This window comes from Pseudarthrobacter lactosi (genome assembly GCF_055412785.1).
Map to the genome: position 1 here is coordinate 53,014 of NZ_JBVAYS010000002.1, position 18,443 is coordinate 71,456.

General features: G+C 66.1%; 15 protein-coding genes and 2 riboswitches. Of the genes, 12 read left to right on the plus strand and 3 right to left on the minus strand.

Features of this window, described 5'->3' with window-relative positions:
• Positions 1 to 50: 50 nt before the first annotated feature.
• Positions 51 to 1,181: a phosphoserine transaminase gene (gene serC / locus ACZY0Q_RS10175; RefSeq protein ID WP_463916392.1), complete on the minus strand. Its 1,131-nt coding sequence runs from the start codon at positions 1,179 to 1,181 to the stop codon at positions 51 to 53.
• 275 nt (positions 1,182 to 1,456) lie between these two features.
• Between serC and ACZY0Q_RS10180 the strand changes: the two genes are divergently transcribed.
• The 10 genes from ACZY0Q_RS10180 (at position 1,457) to ACZY0Q_RS10225 (ending at position 12,781) form a co-directional block, all read left to right on the plus strand.
• Positions 1,457 to 2,152: a metal-dependent transcriptional regulator gene (locus ACZY0Q_RS10180; protein WP_463916394.1), complete on the plus strand. Its 696-nt coding sequence runs from the start codon at positions 1,457 to 1,459 to the stop codon at positions 2,150 to 2,152.
• 156 nt (positions 2,153 to 2,308) lie between these two features.
• Positions 2,309 to 2,527: riboswitch (cyclic di-AMP (ydaO/yuaA leader) on the plus strand.
• A gap of 3 nt (positions 2,528 to 2,530) precedes the next feature.
• Complete coding sequence (locus tag ACZY0Q_RS10185) at positions 2,531 to 3,355, plus strand: M23 family metallopeptidase (RefSeq protein WP_463916396.1); 825 nt, start codon at positions 2,531 to 2,533, stop codon at positions 3,353 to 3,355.
• 148 nt (positions 3,356 to 3,503) lie between these two features.
• Positions 3,504 to 3,666, plus strand: a riboswitch (cyclic di-AMP (ydaO/yuaA leader).
• Between the two features lie 70 nt (positions 3,667 to 3,736).
• Entirely contained in the window at positions 3,737 to 4,408 is a 672-nt protein-coding gene (locus ACZY0Q_RS10190) for a C40 family peptidase (protein WP_463916398.1), read from the plus strand.
• 133 nt (positions 4,409 to 4,541) lie between these two features.
• Positions 4,542 to 5,300: a C40 family peptidase gene (locus ACZY0Q_RS10195; RefSeq protein WP_463916400.1), complete on the plus strand. Its 759-nt coding sequence runs from the start codon at positions 4,542 to 4,544 to the stop codon at positions 5,298 to 5,300.
• A 235-nt stretch (positions 5,301 to 5,535) separates the two neighbouring features.
• Entirely contained in the window at positions 5,536 to 6,036 is a 501-nt protein-coding gene (locus ACZY0Q_RS10200) for an HNH endonuclease (protein WP_463916402.1), read from the plus strand.
• Positions 6,037 to 6,130: 94 nt separating this feature from the next.
• Complete coding sequence (gene mobA / locus ACZY0Q_RS10205; RefSeq protein ID WP_463916405.1) at positions 6,131 to 6,853, plus strand: molybdenum cofactor guanylyltransferase; 723 nt, start codon at positions 6,131 to 6,133, stop codon at positions 6,851 to 6,853.
• Positions 6,850 to 7,143 (plus strand): DUF6457 domain-containing protein, encoded by a 294-nt coding sequence (locus ACZY0Q_RS10210; protein WP_463916407.1) that lies wholly within the window; start codon positions 6,850 to 6,852, stop codon positions 7,141 to 7,143. Before mobA ends, ACZY0Q_RS10210 begins: the two co-directional genes overlap by 4 nt.
• Before the next feature lie 10 nt (positions 7,144 to 7,153).
• Complete coding sequence (locus tag ACZY0Q_RS10215; RefSeq protein WP_463916409.1) at positions 7,154 to 8,545, plus strand: molybdopterin molybdotransferase MoeA; 1,392 nt, start codon at positions 7,154 to 7,156, stop codon at positions 8,543 to 8,545.
• A 126-nt stretch (positions 8,546 to 8,671) separates the two neighbouring features.
• Positions 8,672 to 9,586, plus strand: coding sequence for a formate dehydrogenase accessory sulfurtransferase FdhD (gene fdhD, locus ACZY0Q_RS10220; RefSeq protein WP_463916411.1), 915 nt, complete (start codon positions 8,672 to 8,674; stop codon positions 9,584 to 9,586).
• A gap of 159 nt (positions 9,587 to 9,745) precedes the next feature.
• Positions 9,746 to 12,781, plus strand: a complete 3,036-nt coding sequence (locus tag ACZY0Q_RS10225) for an alpha-mannosidase (protein ID WP_463916413.1) — start codon at positions 9,746 to 9,748, stop codon at positions 12,779 to 12,781.
• Positions 12,782 to 13,102: 321 nt separating this feature from the next.
• Here ACZY0Q_RS10225 and ACZY0Q_RS10230 read toward each other — a convergent pair whose 3' ends face one another.
• Both ACZY0Q_RS10230 and ACZY0Q_RS10235 read right to left on the minus strand, forming a co-directional pair.
• Positions 13,103 to 13,840, minus strand: a complete 738-nt coding sequence (locus ACZY0Q_RS10230) for a hypothetical protein (protein ID WP_463916415.1) — start codon at positions 13,838 to 13,840, stop codon at positions 13,103 to 13,105.
• Positions 13,837 to 14,583, minus strand: a complete 747-nt coding sequence (locus ACZY0Q_RS10235) for a hypothetical protein (protein ID WP_463916418.1) — start codon at positions 14,581 to 14,583, stop codon at positions 13,837 to 13,839. Before ACZY0Q_RS10235 ends, ACZY0Q_RS10230 begins: the two co-directional genes overlap by 4 nt.
• Before the next feature lie 250 nt (positions 14,584 to 14,833).
• Between ACZY0Q_RS10235 and ACZY0Q_RS10240 the strand changes: the two genes are divergently transcribed.
• Positions 14,834 to 16,498, plus strand: a complete 1,665-nt coding sequence (locus tag ACZY0Q_RS10240) for an ABC-F family ATP-binding cassette domain-containing protein (RefSeq protein WP_463916419.1) — start codon at positions 14,834 to 14,836, stop codon at positions 16,496 to 16,498.
• On the plus strand, positions 16,495 to 18,408 hold the full coding sequence (locus ACZY0Q_RS10245; RefSeq protein WP_463916420.1) for an ABC transporter ATP-binding protein: 1,914 nt from the start codon (positions 16,495 to 16,497) through the stop codon (positions 18,406 to 18,408). Before ACZY0Q_RS10240 ends, ACZY0Q_RS10245 begins: the two co-directional genes overlap by 4 nt.
• Positions 18,409 to 18,443 lie beyond the last annotated feature (35 nt).

Consider the following 18,443-nt stretch of genomic DNA (forward strand, 5'->3'; position numbering starts at 1 on the left):
CACTTGGGGCCCCGGTTTTTGGGCCCCAAGTGTACGTTCGCGCGGTAAAGCTACTTGCGCAGTTCGCCGACCACGTAGTCGATGCTTGCCAGCAGTGCGGACACGTCGGTCGGCTCGATGGCCACAAACGTGGCGATCCGGAGCTGGTTGCGGCCCAGCTTCCGGTACGGCTCGGTGTCCACGATTCCGTTGGCGCGCAGCACCTTGGCGATCGCGGCGGCGTCGATCGAGTCGTCGAAGTCGATGGTGGCGATGACGTTGGAGCGGTCCTCCGCCTTGGCCACAAACGGGGTGGCGTACTCGGAGGCCTCGGCCCAGGAGTAGATCCGGCCGGCAGAGTCAGCGGTGCGGGCGGACGCGAAGTCCAGGCCGCCGTTGGAGTTCAGCCACTGCACCTGCGCGTCGAGGGTCACCAGGGTGGAGAGCGACGGCGTGTTGTAGGTCTGGTTCAGCTTGGAGTTGTCGATGGCGGTCTGGAGGTCCAGGAAGTCCGGGATCCAGCGGCCGCTGGCCTTGATCCTTGCGGCGCGTTCCAGCGCGGCGGGGGAGAAGAGGCCCAGCCACAGGCCGCCGTCGGACGCGAAGTTCTTCTGCGGGGCGAAGTAGTAGACATCGGCCTCGGAGACGTCCACGTCCAGGCCGCCGGCTGCGGAGGTGGCGTCCACCAGGACAAGGGAACCGGTGTCGGCGCCCGCAACGCGCCTGACCGGAGCCGCGACGCCGGTGGAGGTTTCGTTCTGCGGCCAGGCGTAGACATCCACGCCTGCCTCGGCGGCCGATACCGGGCGGGTGCCGGGCTCGGACTTGATGATGGAGGAGGCGTCCAGGAACGGGGCTTTGTTGGTGGCTGAGGCGAACTTGGAGCCGAACTCGCCGAAGGACAGGTGCTGGGCCTTCTTCTCCACCAGGCCGAAGCTGGCGATGTCCCAGAAAGCAGTGGAGCCGCCGACGCCGAGGACCACTTCGTAGCCTTCGGGGGCGCGGAAGAACTGGCTGAGGCCTTCGCGGACGGAGCCTACGAGGTTCTTGACGGGAGCCTGGCGGTGGGAGGTACCCAGGATGGTCTTGGACGCCGCGGAGAGCGCCTCGAGCTGCTCCGGCCGGACCTTGGACGGGCCTGCGCCGAACCGTCCATCCTTTGGCAGGAGGTCGGCAGGAATAGTGATGCTGGTTTCGCTCACGGGGGCTCCAATTTCGGCATGGACGTCGCTCACGTCCGGACGGTGGGGTGGCCGGTAGTCGGCAGTGACTGGATAAGGACCTCCTTTATTCTGCCTGAACCCTTGATTGGGCGGGAACCGGCGCCGTCATAGTCCGGCCAATGAGACCGTTTCTTCCCGCCCGTGATTATCCAGACAAATTCAAAATAGGCTAAGCTTTTTAGCGGACCTCGCCGCTGAGCGGGACGCGATACGGTGGGACAACGCAAGGTACTGCGCTCGAGGAGCTGAGCTGGATGACGGATCTGATCGATACTACGGAGATGTATCTTCGGACCATTTTGGAGCTTGAAGAAGAGAACATCGTTGCTCTTCGCGCACGCATCGCCGAACGGCTGCGGCATTCCGGCCCCACGGTGTCCCAAACCATCGGCCGGATGGAGCGCGACGGACTGGTAGTGGTCTCCGGGGACCGCCATCTGGAGCTGACCGAAGCCGGGCGGAAACGCGCCACCGAAGTGATGCGCAAGCACAGGCTGGCGGAACGGCTCCTTGCGGATGTGATCGGCCTGGACTGGGCCTACGTACACGATGAGGCGTGCCGCTGGGAGCACGTGATGAGTGAACGCGTTGAGCAGCGCATCTACGAATTGCTCAACCACCCCACCGATTCTCCCTACGGCAACCCCATCCCCGGGCTGGCGGCCCTGGGCGGGCCGGCGTCCGCGCTGCCGGATGCCACTGTGATTAATCTCCTGGATGCGATGCAGGGCTACGGGCCGGCGTCGAACGTGACGGTCAGCCGGCTGGCCGAGCCCATCCAGGTGGAACCTGAGCTGCTGGTCCAGCTGGACGAGGGCGGAATCAGGCCCGGCGCCTCGGTGTCCCTGGAACGCGTGGGAGAGTACATCTCCGTGCGGGTTCCGGGCATAGAGGGGGCGCTCGAGCTGCCCCCGGAAGTGGCATCGCACGTCTTCGTTTCCGTCCGCTGACGGGACGGCGGTTCTCCTCGCGTGGGGCCGCGCGATAGCGCAGTGACGCCTCCTTCCGCAAAGATAACGGAATTGTTACTGTCCAACTTAATCACCTATAGTTGAAACTCAGCGTCGATACAAAAGCGTTACCTGATCCGGAGCCGAGCTCTGCCAGCGGATCAGGTGCACGAGTCACCAACTGGCAGAGGCGGGGGAACCACAACCGGCAGTCGCGAGACTGCCTTGGGGTGAAGTCCGTCAGCAGCAAGCCTCTTCCAGCGAAGGATCCTCACGGGATATCTCTGCGCCAAGTGCTTGTCACGGCGGACCGGGTCTTTGAACTCTCTGACCCGAATCCGACAGCTAACTTCGCAGGCTACCCAGAGAGGAACATTCTTGACCACGCAATACTCCAGGGGCCGCCGTCGCGCGGCGGGTCCCGCTTCGGCGCCTAGAGTGGCCGAGGATTTCACCGCGGAAAGGCCCCGCGATTCACAGCGGGAAGCACGCCGCCGCCGGGGACCCTTCCGGCAGATGACGGATTTCGCCGCTGCCAGTGGCCTCGGCCAGAAGGCCGGCATCGCCTTGGCAGCAACAGGCCTGGTTCTCACGGTGACGGTTCCCGTGACCAGCCCCGTGATGGCCACTCCGGCGCCCGGCCAGCCGGCGTCGTCCGTTTCCGCCGCCCCGCAGCCCGAAGTTACCGCCGAAGCCGCCGCCCAAATTGATTTCAGCCGCTCATCAGTGGTTACACAGGGTGATCCCGACGGCAAGCTGAAGCAGCTGCTGAGCGCCCAGTCCGCGGGATCCATTACCCGCGCCGCCTCGGCCGGAAGCCTCGGCTCGCCGCTGGCCCAGCTGGTTACGGCCTCACCCTTCGGATTCCGGGTCAGCCCCATCACCGGCGGCACCGGCGACTTCCACCGTGGCCAGGACTTCGCGGCACAGTGCGGAACCTCCGTCATGGCTGCTGCCAGCGGCACCGTGACCTTCGTCGGCTGGCACCAGTACGGCGGCGGGAACCGTGTTGTGGTGGATCACGGCAACGGCCTTGAAACGACCTACAACCACCTCTCCTCCGCCAGCGTCAAGGTAGGCCAGACGGTCAGCCGCGGCGACGTCATTGCCCTCAGCGGCACCACGGGCGCGTCCACGGGCTGCCACCTCCACTTCGAGGTCCAGATCAACGGCGAAGTCGTTGACCCCACCGGCTGGCTCTGACCCAAATGATGGCAAACTCTCGGATCGCAGCGACGTGCCGTGACCTGAATGTGACATTGGCCCGGAACTCCTGTAACGTCTATAGCGCGTCAACTTTTCCGAAGTTGACGTTCTTGAGTGGATTGCCTAGCTCTGCCACCGCTCAAGGTCCGTTCGCATGACATCGTCTGGCAGGGGCGGGGGAACCAATTTTGGTCTTCGATTCTGAAGGCCTTGGGGTTAAGTCGCAAAGCTTCCACTGTGAAGCAGCGCGGCCGGGTGACTCCCATCCGAATCCGACAGCTCACCTCGCAGGCATTGGGAGAGGCTACCTTCGTGTCTTCACGCCATAATTCTGCGCGCCATCGCGCACAACCGGTTCGCACCAACCCCTTGGACTCCGTGTCCAAGGCAGTCAGTGCTAATGCCGGGACCGTAGGTCGCCAGGCTGCCGTTATCGCAGCTGCTTCAGGTCTGATCCTGAGCATGGGGCTTCCGGCCAACGCCGCGGATACCACCGCCGGCGTTTCCGCCTCTACCGAGTCCGGTTCCGCGCAGACGGCACTCGCCGTAACTGCGGCGCCCACGGCTACCGTTTCCTTCGAGCGCCCCGTGATCAAGACCACGCCGGCACCGAAGGTTGAGACGGTTCGTGCGCAGTCCACGGCCTCCGAAACCGGGGCTCAGGGTGCTGCCGCAACCGAGGCCGCGGCCTCCAAGCTCGCTGACACTGTCTCCTCCGCTGCCGCTTCGGGTCTGGCAGCACTTGCCTACACCGGTATCGGCAACCCCTACGTTTGGGGCGGCACCACTCCCAATGGCTGGGACTGCTCAGGCTTTACGCAGTGGGTCTACGCCCAGGCCGGCATCAGCATTCCCCGCACCAATGCCTGGACAGCCATGCGGCCCACCGCCACACCGGCTCCCGGTGACCTGGTCATGCAGAATGGCGGCGCCCACGTTGGCATTTACGTCGGCAACGGCATGATGATCAGCGCACTTAACCCGTCACAGGGCACGCTGCTGCACTCCGTCGCCTCCACAGGCGGCGGATCCTTCTACACCATGAAGTAGAAGAACCGCGCTTCTCCAGAAACTCTTCGCTAAATCCCCGTTCGGGGCGTGCCGGCGTACCCCCAAGATGCCGGCGCGTCCAAAGCCCTTGGGCTGCCCACGCGGTCCTAAGGAATACGAAAGAGAGAAATTAATGACTACACGTGCAAATGTTGCACGGCACCGCGCCGAGGTCGCCAAGACCAACTCGCTGGCTGTCATTGCCAAGGCTGTCGGCGACAACGCCGGCGGCATGGGTCGCCAGGCTGCGGTTATCGCTGCCGCTTCCGGCCTTGTCCTGACCAGTGGTATCGCTGCGAACGCGGCAGACACCGGAGTCCAGCGCGAAGCTGCTTCCGCTTCGAACGTTGAGGCTGAGGTTTCTGCTCCGGCCATCATTTCTGCCGCTTCCACCATTGCCATCTCCTACGAGAAGCCGGCCGTGACCACCACCCCGGCTCCGGTTGAGGTTCCCGAGCCGGTTGAGGCTCCCGCGCCTGTTGTTGAAGCTCCGGCCAAGGCCGCGGCAACCATCAAGGTAGCGTCGGCAACGCCGGCCGCGCCGAAGGCGCCGGTCGCCGCCAGCAGCAAGGGCCAGGCCATTCTGTCTGCGGCCTACGCACAGCTCGGCGTCAGCCAGGACTGCACCATGCTGGTGACCAACTCCCTGGCCGCCGTGGGCATCAACTACCACGGCTGGCCCGCAGGCTACCTGTCCCTGGGGCAGACCGTGAGCGCCGCCGAGGCCCAGCCCGGCGACCTGATCTACTACGCCGACGGCGGTGCGGGCGTGGCCCACATTGCCGTGTACGCTGGCAACGGCCAGGCAGTCCACGGCGGCTACAACGGCAACCAGACCGTAGTATTCAGCGCTAATGTTGGCTCAGGACCGGTCTTCATCCGCGTGTCCTAGCAGCTGATTTATTGTTCAAAGGACCCCCGCCTCACCGCGGGGGTCCTTTGCTGTCTGAGGGCTGTGGTCCCGATCCGGACGGGCGGCCAGGGCGACACGTGACTGCCGACGCGTCTGGGATTAGCTGATCCCGGGATTATTTGTTTACTCTTGTGGTGTCGATCCATAGCCCGGATATGCCGGGGGCAGCCGGCCCTCGTGCCCCTGACGGGTGCGGCCACAAAGAGGTACGTGCATGCGCACTCTCGTTCTTAATGCTGGATATGAACCGCTGGCGGTAGTAACCTTTCGCCGGGCGCTGGTCCTTGTGCTCACGGGCAAGGCCAGCGTTATTGCCGAAGGCGATGACCCTGTGGTGGGGCCCCAGGAGATTATGGGCCGCCCGTCCGTGATACTCCTGAACCGCTACATCCGCCCCAGATATAACCAGAGCACCGCTGTCAGCCGCCGCGGCGTCCTGCGGCGTGACGGCCACCGCTGCGCTTACTGCGGAAAAGGGGCCCACACCATCGACCATGTCCAGCCCAAATCACGTGGCGGCGCCGACTCCTGGGAGAACCTGGTGGCCGCCTGCCTCCGTTGCAATAATTCCAAGGGCGACCACACCCCGGCTGAAATGGGCTGGAAGCTCAGGTTTGTCCCGGAACCGCCGCACGGCACCATCTGGCAGATCAAGGAACTTGAGAAGCCCACGCCGGCGTGGGATCCGTTCCTGCTGCCCGAACGGGCTGCCTGAATTCGCGCCACTGTTCCAGATTCGCGCAACCTCCAACCCGCGCAGCATCCCAGCCCCCGCGCAGTATTCCGGCCTGCACGGTTAAGCTGGGTGGGTGGATGCTGACCCCCTCGAGTTCGATGCCGTTATCCTCGCCGGCGGCCGTTCGTCGCGGCTCGGTGGCGTGCCCAAACAGAGCCTGACGTACGACGGCGACTCCCTGTTGCGCCGGACGGTGGCCGCTGCGGGAGGTGCCGGAGCCGCCGTAGTGGTCGGTCCGGACGTCGCGTTAGTGCCTGGCGGGGAGGTCCCGGCCGGGTTTCTGCGCTGCCGCGAGGAACCGCCGTTCAGCGGTCCCGCGGCTGCTATTGCGGCCGGGCTCGCGGCCCTCGCCGCTGCGGGCGGCAGCCGGCCCGGGCTGACGCTGGTGCTGGCCTGCGATATGCCCAACGTAGGGCGGGCCGTGGCGGCGCTGAAGGCTGCATTGCGTTCACGAGGACCTGGTGCAGAACCTGCCGCAGTCAGGCCTGCGGGCCTGGAAACGGACGGCCTGGTGGCCGTCTCGGAGGATGGCCGCCGACAGCCGCTCATTGGTTTTTATAGCACAGCCGCGCTAAAACGTTCCGTGGCAGAACTGGAAAGCGCAGGACGCTTAATCAACGGGTCGGTGAGGGCACTCCTTGCTAGTCTGGACGTGCAGCTTGTCGCCGTCCCGGCCGGCTCCACGGCAGACGTGGATACCTGGGACGATGCCGCCGCACTTGGAGTGGCCGGTCCGGATCCCCTGAGCGGGCTCCGGGGCAACACGGCCGCAGACGATTTGGGAGGCAGAGCGTGAAAAGCCAGGAAGAGACACTGGAAGAGTGGTGCAGGTCCTTGCTCCAGGCGTATGAACTGGAGGACGTCCAGATCGACGTCAACACCATCCTGTCGCTGGCCGGCGTGGCAGCCCACTCAGTGGTCCGCCCGGCTGCCCCGCTCACCACGTTTATTGCCGGATTCGCCGCGGGCTTGGCTGCGGGATCGGGACAGGCCTCGAACGCCGCCGCCATGACCGCTGCCATGGACCGTGCCCGCACCCTGGCTGCTGACTATGACGCCGAATCCGCCGGGACCCCCGTCGAATGATTCCCGTTCAGTGACCGCCGCCACCGGCGACGTATCCGAAAATCCTGAGCAGCAGACAGCCCCGTCAAAGCACCTCGCCCACACCTGGGATGAGGCGCGCAAGGCCGCTTTTGATATCGCCACACCGATTCCGCCCGGCCGCGTTCCCCTGGGCCAGGCCCTGGGCAGGGTCTTGGCCAGCGACATCACGGCGTTGCACGATATGCCGCACTACGCGTCATCTGCGATGGACGGCTGGGCCGTCAACGGCACTGGGCCGTGGATCGTGGCGGAGACCGGCCAGCGGCTGGCACCCCACCAGGCCAGCAGCATCGTCACCGGCGGACTGATCCCGCCCGGTGCTAAAGCTGTCCTGCGCAGCGAAGGTGCAGTGCTTGGAACGGACGACGACGGCCTGCCGCTGCTGATGACCGGCGGCACCGCCCGCCCCGGCGAGCCCGGGAACGGCCAGCACATCAGGAAGGCTGGCGAGGAAGCCGCGGTAGGAGAGGTGCTGGTCAAAGCCGGCGTAACACTGAACCCGGCCCATCTGGCGGTCGCGGCCCTGGCCGGGCACGATGACCTGATGGTCCAGGGCAAGCCCGTGGTTAAACTCCTGCTGACCGGCTCCGAAGTTGTTGCCCAGGGGCTGCCGGTCCCCGGACAGGTCCGGGACACCTTCGGTCCGCAGCTCGCGGCCGTTGTGGAAATGCTCGGCGGCATCAACGGCGGCCAGGAACGGATCGGCGACTCTTACGCTGAGTGGCTGGACGGACTGGCGGACCTCCCACCCGAGGTGCCGGACCCCTCCGCGCTGCCTGCCGACGTCGTGATCACCACAGGCGGTACTGGCGTCTCGGACACCGACCACCTCCGCCGGGCCGTGGCGGAACTGGGCGGGCGGCTGGTTATTGACGGCATCGCCATGCGCCCCGGCCATCCGGCTGTCCTGGCCGAGCTCCCCGACGGTCGATTTGTCCTGGGGCTCCCCGGAAACCCGCTGGCGGCCATGATGGCACTGTCCACGGTGGGCGAACCGCTGCTGGCGGCGCTGGGCCACGGCACTATGCCGCCGGTGCAGGAGGTCCCGTGCGGGACCACCATCGAGCCTGAGCCGGGCCGGACCAGGCTGATGCCCTTCCGGCTTCTGTACGGGATGGCGTCCCCGGCCAAGCACGCGGGTCCCGGGATGATGCGCGGACTGGCGTCGGCGCACGGGGTGATGGTTGTTCCGCCGCATGGGGTGCAGCTGGGCGAACCAGTCCCGGCGTTCGCTTTGCCGTGGGGGCCGCCGGTGCCCGCGCCCGCGCAGCCAGGTACCAAGCCCAAGGGCCGGCCCGCCGCGAAGCCGGCCACCCGGGCAGCTGGCAAGGACGCTGCGAAGCCCGCCGGCCCGGTGGACTGGAGTGCCCTGCTGGGATAGGCGTCGTGCTGCGGAATCCCGTACGCCACAGCCCGGCCCGTGGTGCAATGATGGACCCATGAATAGCGCCAGCCGGCAGGTCCGGAACGTCCACGGGGCCCTTCGAGACAGTCCGGAGGTGCGCTGATGGGGCGCGTGACGCAGCGCCGCAAGGTGCACAAGTATGTTTTGGATGGCTCGCCCAATGCCCTTGAGTTCCCGGTCCGCCACCGCGAGGACGTCCTCGCCGTCGAAGAGCCGCTGGAAATCCGGATCGGTTCGCTGTCGTTTTCGGTGACCATGCGGACTCCCGGTGACGACTTTGACCTGGTGGCCGGCTTCCTGGTGTCCGAGGGGATCATCTGGGAGCCCGAGCACCTCGTGTCGTTGCGGTTCTGCGCCGGCGAAGACGAAGACGGCGTCCAGACATTCAATGTGGTGGAGGCCCAGCTGCGGCCCGACGTCGAACTCCCGGCGAAGGGACGGAACGTCTTCACGTCAAGTTCCTGCGGTATCTGCGGCACGGACTCGATTGAGGCAGTGCGCAAGTCCTCCCATTTCAGCCCGGCGGCGGATCCTTTGACCGTGCCCGCCGACGTGCTGGCTTCCCTTCCCGGACGGCTCCGCGAAGCCCAGGACGTTTTTGACGTCACCGGCGGAGTGCACGCCGCGGGCCTCTTCCGCATAGCGGACGACGGCGGCGTGCAGCTCTTGTGCCTCCGCGAGGATGTGGGACGCCACAACGCCGTGGACAAGGTAGTGGGCTGGGCCCTGCGGGAGCGGTTGCTTCCGCTGACCGGGCTGGTCCTGCAGGTCTCGGGCCGCGCATCGTTCGAACTCGTGCAGAAGGCAGCATTGGCGGGAATTCCCGTACTGGCGGCAGTGAGTGCACCGTCGAGCCTTGCTGTGGAGCTGGCGGAGGCCAGCGGCATGACCCTGGCTGGATTCAGCCGGGGCACGAGCCTGAATATCTACACCGGGCAGGGCAGGATCACCCTGCCAGCAGCGCCGGTTCCTGCTGGCGTAGCTGGCGACGCTCCGGGGCGGAGCCTGCCAAGTTAAGCGCTGACGCGCCGGGATATAAACGGCGCCAGCACCTTCGGCGCAGATTTCCCGTGACGCTTGGTTATTGAGCTACTAGCCGGTAGATTTTATCCATCGATTGGACGCGTTTGGTCCGGATTTCGAGTACTCCAGTTCAAGCACCTAAGAGGGTTTACATTGCATGACGACCGCCGGATCACCGAAGTCCGCCTGGACCGGTTTGTCCGCGAGCGGATCATTCCCGCTGTTTACGCCCGCACCGTTCCGCTGAACCTGAGCAGCTGGGATGCGCCCGGCGAACCGGTGTCCGTGCTGGATGCGCTGCGGAATCGCTTCGAGCCGCAGGAACACGGTGCTGCCTGGGGCAAGCCGTGGGGGACCAAGTGGCTGCGCCTGCAGGGCGACGTGCCGGAGGCCTGGGGCACCGGCCCGGATACCGCCGTCGAAATCGTGGTGGACCTTGGCTTCATCAACGAAGCCCCCGGATTCCAGTGCGAGGGAATCGCCTGGCGACCTGACGGCACCATCATCAAGGCAATTTCGCCTCGGAACCAGTACATTCCGCTGAAGCTCCTGGGCAGCGGCATGTCCGTTGACTTCTACGTTGAAGCGGCCGCCAACCCGGACATGGCAAAGGGCTGGACCTTCGCCGCCACACCCTACGGGGACAAGGCAACAGCAGGCACGGCGCCGCAGTACCGGCTGGGCAGGATCGCCATCGCCGAACTCAACCAGACCGTCTGGGAACTCCAGCAGGACATCTGGACCCTCGCCGGGCTCATGCACGAACTCTCCCCGGAGCAGCCGCGGCGCCATGAGATCCTCCGTGCGCTGGAACGGATGATGGACCAGATGGATCCCGACGACGTCCCGGGCACCGCCGCGGCCGGGCGGGCTACATTGGCCGAAGTCCTGTCCAGGCCCGCCTACGCTTCCGCCCATCAATTGGTGGCTACGGGCCACGCCCACATCGATTCCGCCTGGCTCTGGCCGGTGCGTGAAACCATCCGCAAATGTGCCCGGACGTTTTCCAACGTGGTGGCGCTGATGGATGAGGATCCGGGCTTTGTGTTTTCCTGCTCGTCAGCCCAGCAGCTGGCTTGGATGAAGGAGTTCTACCCGGAGCTTTTCAGCCGGATCCGGGAAAAGGTCAAGGCCGGGCAGTTCGTCCCGGTGGGCGGCATGTGGGTCGAGTCGGACACCAACATGCCCGGCGGCGAGGCCATGGCCCGGCAGTTCATCGAGGGCAAGAACTTCTTCCTCGACGAGTTCGGCGTCGAATGCCGCGAAGCCTGGCTTCCGGATTCCTTCGGCTATTCCGCGGCCCTGCCGCAGATCGTCAAGTCGGCGGGCAGCCGCTGGTTCCTGACGCAGAAGATCTCGTGGAACCAGGTCAACCGCATGCCGCACCATACCTTCAACTGGGAAGGCATCGACGGCACACGGCTGTTCACGCACTTCCCGCCCGTTGACACCTACAACGCGGAGCTCAGCGGACGCGAACTGGCGCACGCCGAGCGGAATTTCCGCGACCATGGGCGCGGCAACAGCTCGCTTGTCCCGTTCGGCTACGGCGACGGCGGCGGCGGGCCCACGCGGGAAATGCTGGCTGCCGCCAGCCGCACCGCGGACCTCGAAGGTTCGCCCAGAGTCCGTGTGGGTTCCGCCGACAGTTTCTTCGCACAGGCGGAGGAAGAGTACCCCTCCCTGCCCGTCTGGGTGGGGGAGATGTACCTGGAGCTCCACCGCGGCACGTACACCAGCCAGGCCCAGACCAAACGCGGCAACCGGCGCAGCGAACACCTGCTCCGCGAGGCCGAACTCTGGTGCACCACCGCCGCCGTCCGGAGCCCCGGTTCGTTCGAGTACCCGGCAGCAGAGCTGAAGCGGCTCTGGCGGCTGGTGCTCCTGCAGCAGTTCCACGACATCCTGCCCGGCAGTTCCATTGCCTGGGTCCACCAGGACGCGGAACGTAACTACGCCGCCATCAGCGCCAGCCTCGAAACCCTCATTGGGCAGGCAGCGGCCGCGCTCCTGGGCGAGGGGGCGCAGATCTTCCTGCTCAACGCCGCACCGCACGCGCGCAACGGGGTTCCGGCCCTGGCTGCCGCAGAGCTTTCACCGGCCGGCCAGTCGGTTCAGGCAACCGCTGTGGATGGCGGTTATGTGCTGGACAACGGCATCATCAGGGCGGTCCTGGATTCCGATGGCCTGCTTGCCTCCCTGACCGACTACGCCACGGGACGCGAAGCCATCGCTCCAGGTGCCCGCGGCAACCTGCTGGAACTGCACCGGGACACGCCCAACCAGTGGGACGCCTGGGACATTGATGAGTTCTACCGCCGCAACGTCACGGCCCTCACTGCGGCGCAGGCCATCCGGCTGGAGCACGCCGGAACCAGTGCCGTTGTGGTGGTTGACCGGGTTGCCAGCTCGTCACCGCTCACCCAGCGGATCAGTCTGGATGCCGGCAGCGGCTCCCTCACCATCACCACCACTGTTGAGTGGCAGGAGAGCGAGAAACTCCTCAAGCTGGGCTTCCCGCTGGACGTTAGAGCGGACCGCTCCGCGTCGGAGACCCAGTTCGGCCATGTCTTCCGTCCCACCCACATCAATACCTCTTGGGAGGCCGCCAAGTTCGAGATCTGCGCGCACCGGTGGATCCATGTGGCCGAACCCGGCTACGGTGTCGCGATTTCCAATGCGGCCACTTACGGGCACGATGTCACCAGGAGCGTGCGGGATTCCGACGGCGGGACTACCACTTCGGTGCGTCTCTCGCTGTTGCGCGCACCGAAGTTCCCGGACCCGACGGCGGACCGCGGCCCCCAGGAACTGATTGTGACCATCCGCCCCGGCGCCGGAATCGCCGAAGCTGTGGAGGAGGGGTACCGTACCAACCTTGCACCCCGGCTGGTGAAGGGCGCCCGCGGCGCGGAGCCGCTGTTCGCCGTGGACAACCCCGCCATCGTCATCGAGGCGGTCAAGCTTGCCGAGGACGCTTCGGGCGATGTTGTGGTCCGCCTCTATGAGTCCTTGGGGCAGCGGTCCGCAGGCGTGCTCAGGGCCAACTTCCCGGTCACAGCCGTCCAGGCCACGGATCTGCTGGAGCGGTCCGCAGACGCCCCGGGGGTCAGCACTGCCGCAGGAGAGCAATCAGTGGACCTTTCGCTGCGCCCGTTCCAGCTGGTGACCCTGAGGTTCGCGCGGTAGCACCCATCGACTGCTTCTCCCCACCGGCCCCCTCGCCTCGCAAGCTCGGCCAGGGAACCCTGCCGGCGTGGGCCCAGGCCGTTTTGAGGGCTCAAAGGGGCCGTTACAAAGCAATCGATGATGGTTGGCCCGGCCGGGCCGGGCCGTTAAATGGCTGAGTGGGGGCGGTCCCCAACGGCCCGCCACCACTCATCCCCCCAAAGGATGCAAAGACTCAACAGGCCCGGCGTCCAGGAATCTATCCCCGTTCGTGAACACCGGCACCCAACTTCACACATTCATGATTGTGCCATGTCTAATGATTTTGTGAAAGTGTGAAGACTACTTTGCAGTAGAAGTCTTCTGACTTGGCTCGGTCCGCCCTGACCGCAGCTTGGCTAGCCAGATCAGCGCGAGCCCGATAACAAAACACAGGACCGCTGTGTAGTTGATGACAAACTCCACTGAGCCCAACGCCGGTGGGAGCGCCGGGAACAGCAGGCTGGCGCCAATGGCGACGGCTCCGAGGGCCAGCAGGAACGCCGCCGCCCGGACCAGGAACGGAAAACTGCCCCGGCAGGCCCGGAGCATGGCAGGCAGCAGGACCAGTGAAACGTACGCAGGGTATGCGCGGCCTGCAGCACCGTAGTACTCCACCAGAAGTCCGTGCCGGGCGTCCTTGGCTGACACCGAGGCCAGGCCCGCCGAGGATCCCGCCGTATCCATCATAAGAAACACACCAAGCACGGCCAGGGAGGTCAGGGCCAGGACGGCCATCCCGATCCGTCCGGTGAGCAGCCGGTAGGCGTCGTTGGCCCCAAAGCCCTTGGTGACGCGAATGCCCACGAAGAAAATAGCGGCGAAGATGACAAAACGGAGCAGGAGGTTGGCCACGTTAACCCCGCCGAGCGCCTGGTCGATGGCAAGGTACGGCGCCCGGATGCTGAGCAGGGTGGCGAGCGTCATGAGCGCAAAGATGTAGAAGATCGTCCTGTTCTTCCCCCGCACGGCACTGGGAACACGCGCGATGGCCACCAGACCGCAGACGGTCAGCGTGGACCACTGCAGGATTTCGATCATCCCAGGTTCTCCCAGATCTTTTCGGTTGTCTCGTGATCATGTTCCTGCCGGCGGAGGGCCCTGCCGAGAGTCTGCAGCCTGTCGCCGGCCAGTGTGGTCAGATCGCCGTCGGACAGGCTGTCGAGCGCGGCGAGCCGGGCTCCGGGAGGCCAGCCGGCCTCCGCCTCCGTGATTAGCCCGGTGGCCACCAGGCCGCTGGCAGGGCCGACGCCGGCGGCAACGGAAGTGGCAACCGCCAGTTCGGGGGCCAGCCGGTTTGCGGTCAGTTGTGCCGAGTAGTTCTGCGGGGCGATGCCGGTGGCGGCAGAGACCCGGTGCCGCAGTTCGCCGTCGTCGATGGCCTCCACCCAGTTCTTAACCGAAGTGGCGTGCGGGACCGGCTCCAACGCAGGTGAACCGGCCGACGCCTCGGCTGTCGCCGCACCGCCCGGATCCGCGGCGGAGCGGGCCAGAATTGCCCGCAGGAGGTCCGGGGTGGAAATCTGGCTGACCAGTTCGGACCCGGTGGGCGGGCGAGTGTCCGCGAGCTGGCTGTAAGCGTCGAACGACGCCAGTGCCGAGACGGGGTTGACGTTGTACGCCCGGCTGATGCTGACCACTGTTGCCTCTGCCACCTTGCCCCGGACGAGCTGCTGGGCCAGCGTGGTGCGCTTGATGCCGGACACCCGGCAGATGTCTGACGTGCTCGTGTGCGGGGCGATGCCGTGCAGCCAGCGCTGGAACGCCTTGGCAGGAATAGGCATATCGGCTCTCTGCTGAACGGATGATTGCCCTTTGATTTTAGCCTGTTCTTACCCAGACGGGTTTGGTGCAGCATCCCGAGTCGACTATGCTTGATGGTCGAGCCCGTTGGTCCGTACACCCCCCAAGTCCGGACCAGCGGGCTCTTTAGTGTCCCGGCACTTTTCGGGGCGGCGCATTGCGGATTTCCCGCAGTTTCGGGCCGATTCAGGCGGGCTCCTCCGGCCGGGCGGCGAGAGGACGGACCAACCTATGACTGCAACCCTAGTTGCCAAAGATCTTTCCGGCGGCCACGACCACCGGACACTCTTCGCCAATCTTTCCCTCACGGTGGCCCCCGGCGACGTGGTGGGTGTGGTGGGCGCCAACGGCGCCGGCAAATCAACCCTGCTGCGCTTGCTTGCCGGAGTGGACCAGCCCCAGGGCGGCAGCGTCAGCCTCGCCCCCGCCGATGCTTTTGTGGGCTGGCTGCCCCAGGAACACGAGCGCGTCGCAGGCGAGACCGTGGCCGGTTACATCGCCCGCCGGACCGGCTGCGCCCAGGCCACCGTGGAGATGGAGTTCACCGCGGAGGCCTTGGGCTCAGGCGCACCGGGAGCCGATGACGCATATTCGCTGGCCTTTGACCGCTGGATGGCGTCAGGCGCAGCAGACCTCGACGAACGCATCCCGCCCGTCCTGGCCGACCTCGGCCTGGACACCGGAGCGGACGCTCCCATGACCGGGCTCTCCGGCGGCCAGGCCGCCCGTGTGGCCCTTGCGGCGCTCCTTCTCAGCCGCTTCGATGTTGTGCTGCTGGACGAGCCCACCAACGACCTTGACCTGGCCGGCCTGGCCAAATTGGAAGCTTTCGTCCAGGGCTTGCGCGGCGGTGTGGTGCTGGTGTCCCATGACCGCGAGTTCCTGGCCCGCTGTGTCACCACCATTGTGGAACTGGACCTGGCGCAGAATTCCGTGGCCGTGTACGACGGCGGCTACGAGGCCTTCCTCGAGGAGCGCGCCGTGGCGCGGCGCCACGCGAGGGAAAAGTTCGAGGAGTTCTCCTCCACCAAGGCAGACCTGGTCTCCCGTGCCCGGACCCAGCGCGAATGGAGCTCCCAGGGTGTGCGGAACGCCATGAAGAAGAGCCCGGACAATGACAAGATCCGCCGGGCCGCCAGCACCGAGTCATCGGAAAAGCAGGCACAGAAGGTCCGGCAGATGGAATCCCGGATTGCCCGGCTGGACGTGGTGGAGGAGCCGCGCAAGGAATGGCAGCTGCAGTTCACCATTGGCCAGGCGCCCCGCTCCAGTGCAGTGGTGGCCACCTTGCGTGACGCCGTCGTGAAGCAGGGAAGCTTCACGCTGGGCCCCGTGAACCTGCAGCTGAACGCGGGGGAGCGGATCGGGATCACCGGCCCCAACGGAGCCGGCAAGTCAACGCTGCTGCGTCTGCTCCTGGGCGTGCAGGCGCCCGACGCCGGCAACGCGGCCATGGGCGCCTCGGTGGCTGTCGGCGAAATTGACCAGGCCCGCGGACTGCTGGCGGGAAACCTCAACCTTGGCGACGCCGTCGAAGCCGCACTCACGGACCTGAATCCGGCGGAGGTCCGCACCCTGCTGGCCAAGTTCGGGTTGAAAGCGGACCACACCTCACGCCCGGTGGATTCGCTGTCGCCGGGGGAACGCACCCGCGCCGCCTTGGCACTGCTGCAGGCCCGCGGCGTGAACCTGCTGGTCCTTGACGAACCCACCAACCACCTTGACCTGCCCGCCATCGAGCAGCTGGAAGAGGCACTGGGAAGTTATGAGGGCGCTTTGCTGTTAGTAACCCATGACCGGAGGCTGCTGGAAAATGTTCAGCTGGATGTCCGGTGGAACGTGGACAACGGAATGGTAACTGAACTGATGGCAGACGCAACGGAGAAACAGCGATGAGCATGGACGGCGTCGCCTGGCACTCCCTGTACAACATCTCCCGGGCCAAGAACGGCTCCAAGCCCTTCTCCAAGGCCACCCTGAAACGCGTCCTGGGTTTCGCCCGCCCGCACCGGACGAAGCTGATCGCGTTCGTGGCGCTGTCGATTGTGATGGCGTTCCTGGCGGTCGCAACCCCTGTCCTGGCCGGCCAGGTGGTTGATGCCATCGTGGCCAAGGCGGGTACAGACGAAGTGATCCGGCTGGCGATGCTGATCGCCGTGGTGGCAGTAGCCGAAGCAGGGTTGGGACTCGTCAGCCGCTGGCTGTCCTCCAACATCGGCGAAGGCGTGATCGTGGACCTGCGCACCCGGGTCTTTGACCATGTGCAGAAGATGCCCATCGCGTTCTTCACCCGTACCCGCACCGGGGCCCTGGTCAGCCGCCTGAACAACGACGTCATCGGCGCCCAGTCAGCCTTCGCCGGAACCCTTTCCGGCGTGGTCAGCAACGTGGTGGCCCTGATCCTGACGCTGATCGTGATGCTCGGGACCTCCTGGCAGGTCACCGTGCTGGCGATGATCCTGCTGCCGATCTTCCTCATCCCCGCCCGCCGGATGGGCTCCCGGCTCGCGGACCTGCGCCGTGAGGCCGCAGACCACAACGCGGCCATGGGCACCCAGATGACCGAACGGTTCTCCGCTCCGGGCGCCACCCTGGTGAAGCTCTTCGGCCGGCCGGATGAGGAATCCCGCGAGTTCGCTGTCCGGGCCGGCCGCGTCCGGGACATCGGCGTGCGCACGGCCATGCTGCAGTTCACGTTCGTCACCGCGCTGACGCTGGTCTCCGCGCTTGCCTTGGCCCTGGTCTACGGTTTGGGCGGCTGGCTGGCCATTGGCGGGCAGCTCGCCGCGGGCGATGTTGTGGTGCTGGCCCTGCTGCTGACCCGCCTGTACGCCCCGCTCACCGCCCTGTCCAACGCCCGGGTGGAAATCATGAGTGCCCTGGTCAGCTTCGAGCGGGTGTTCGAGATCCTGGACCTCAAGCCCCTGATCCAGCAGAAGCCCGACGCCGTGGCCATCCCGCCGGGGCACGTGTCCGTGGAGTTCGACGACGTCCGCTTCGCCTACCCCTCGGCGGACAAGGTCTCACTGGCCTCGCTCGAGGAAGTGTCCACGCTGGATACCCGCGGCGGCGAAGAGGTGCTGCACGGCATCAGCTTCCGGGTGGAACCGGGGCAGACCGTCGCCCTGGTGGGTTCCTCCGGTGCCGGAAAGTCCACTATCGCGCAGCTGCTTTCCCGGCTGTACGACGTCGATGCCGGGGCAGTGCGGCTCGGCGGCACCCTTCCGGGGACGGGACTGGACGTCCGTGACGCCACCTTCGATTCCCTGCGGGACACGCTGGGCATGGTCACCCAGGACGGGCACCTGTTCCACGAGTCGATCGCGTCCAACCTCCGGCTCGCCCGGCCGGACGCCACCGAAGAGGACATGTGGGACGCCATCCGGCAGGCCCGCCTTGAGACCATGATCCGGTCCCTGCCCGACGGCCTGGACACCGTGGTGGGGGAGCGCGGCTACCGGCTCTCCGGCGGCGAACGCCAGCGCCTCACCATCGCCCGGCTGCTGATTTCCCAACCACGGGTGGTCATTCTCGATGAGGCCACCGCCGCACTGGACTCCACGAACGAAGCCGCCGTGCAGGCGGCCCTGGGCGCCGCGCTCGAGGGGCGCACCGCCGTCGTGATTGCCCACCGGCTGTCCACCATCCGTGCAGCCGACGTCATCCTGGTGGTGGAGGACGGACAGATCGTGGAGCGCGGGAACCACACGGAGCTGCTGGCCGCCGACGGCCGCTACGCCGAGCTCTACCAGACGCAGTTCGCCGAGGCCTCGGCCGTGGCAGCGGAAGCCGTTCCGGAGTACTAGCGGCTCAGCCTTCCCCAAGTAGGTAGCGCTAACTG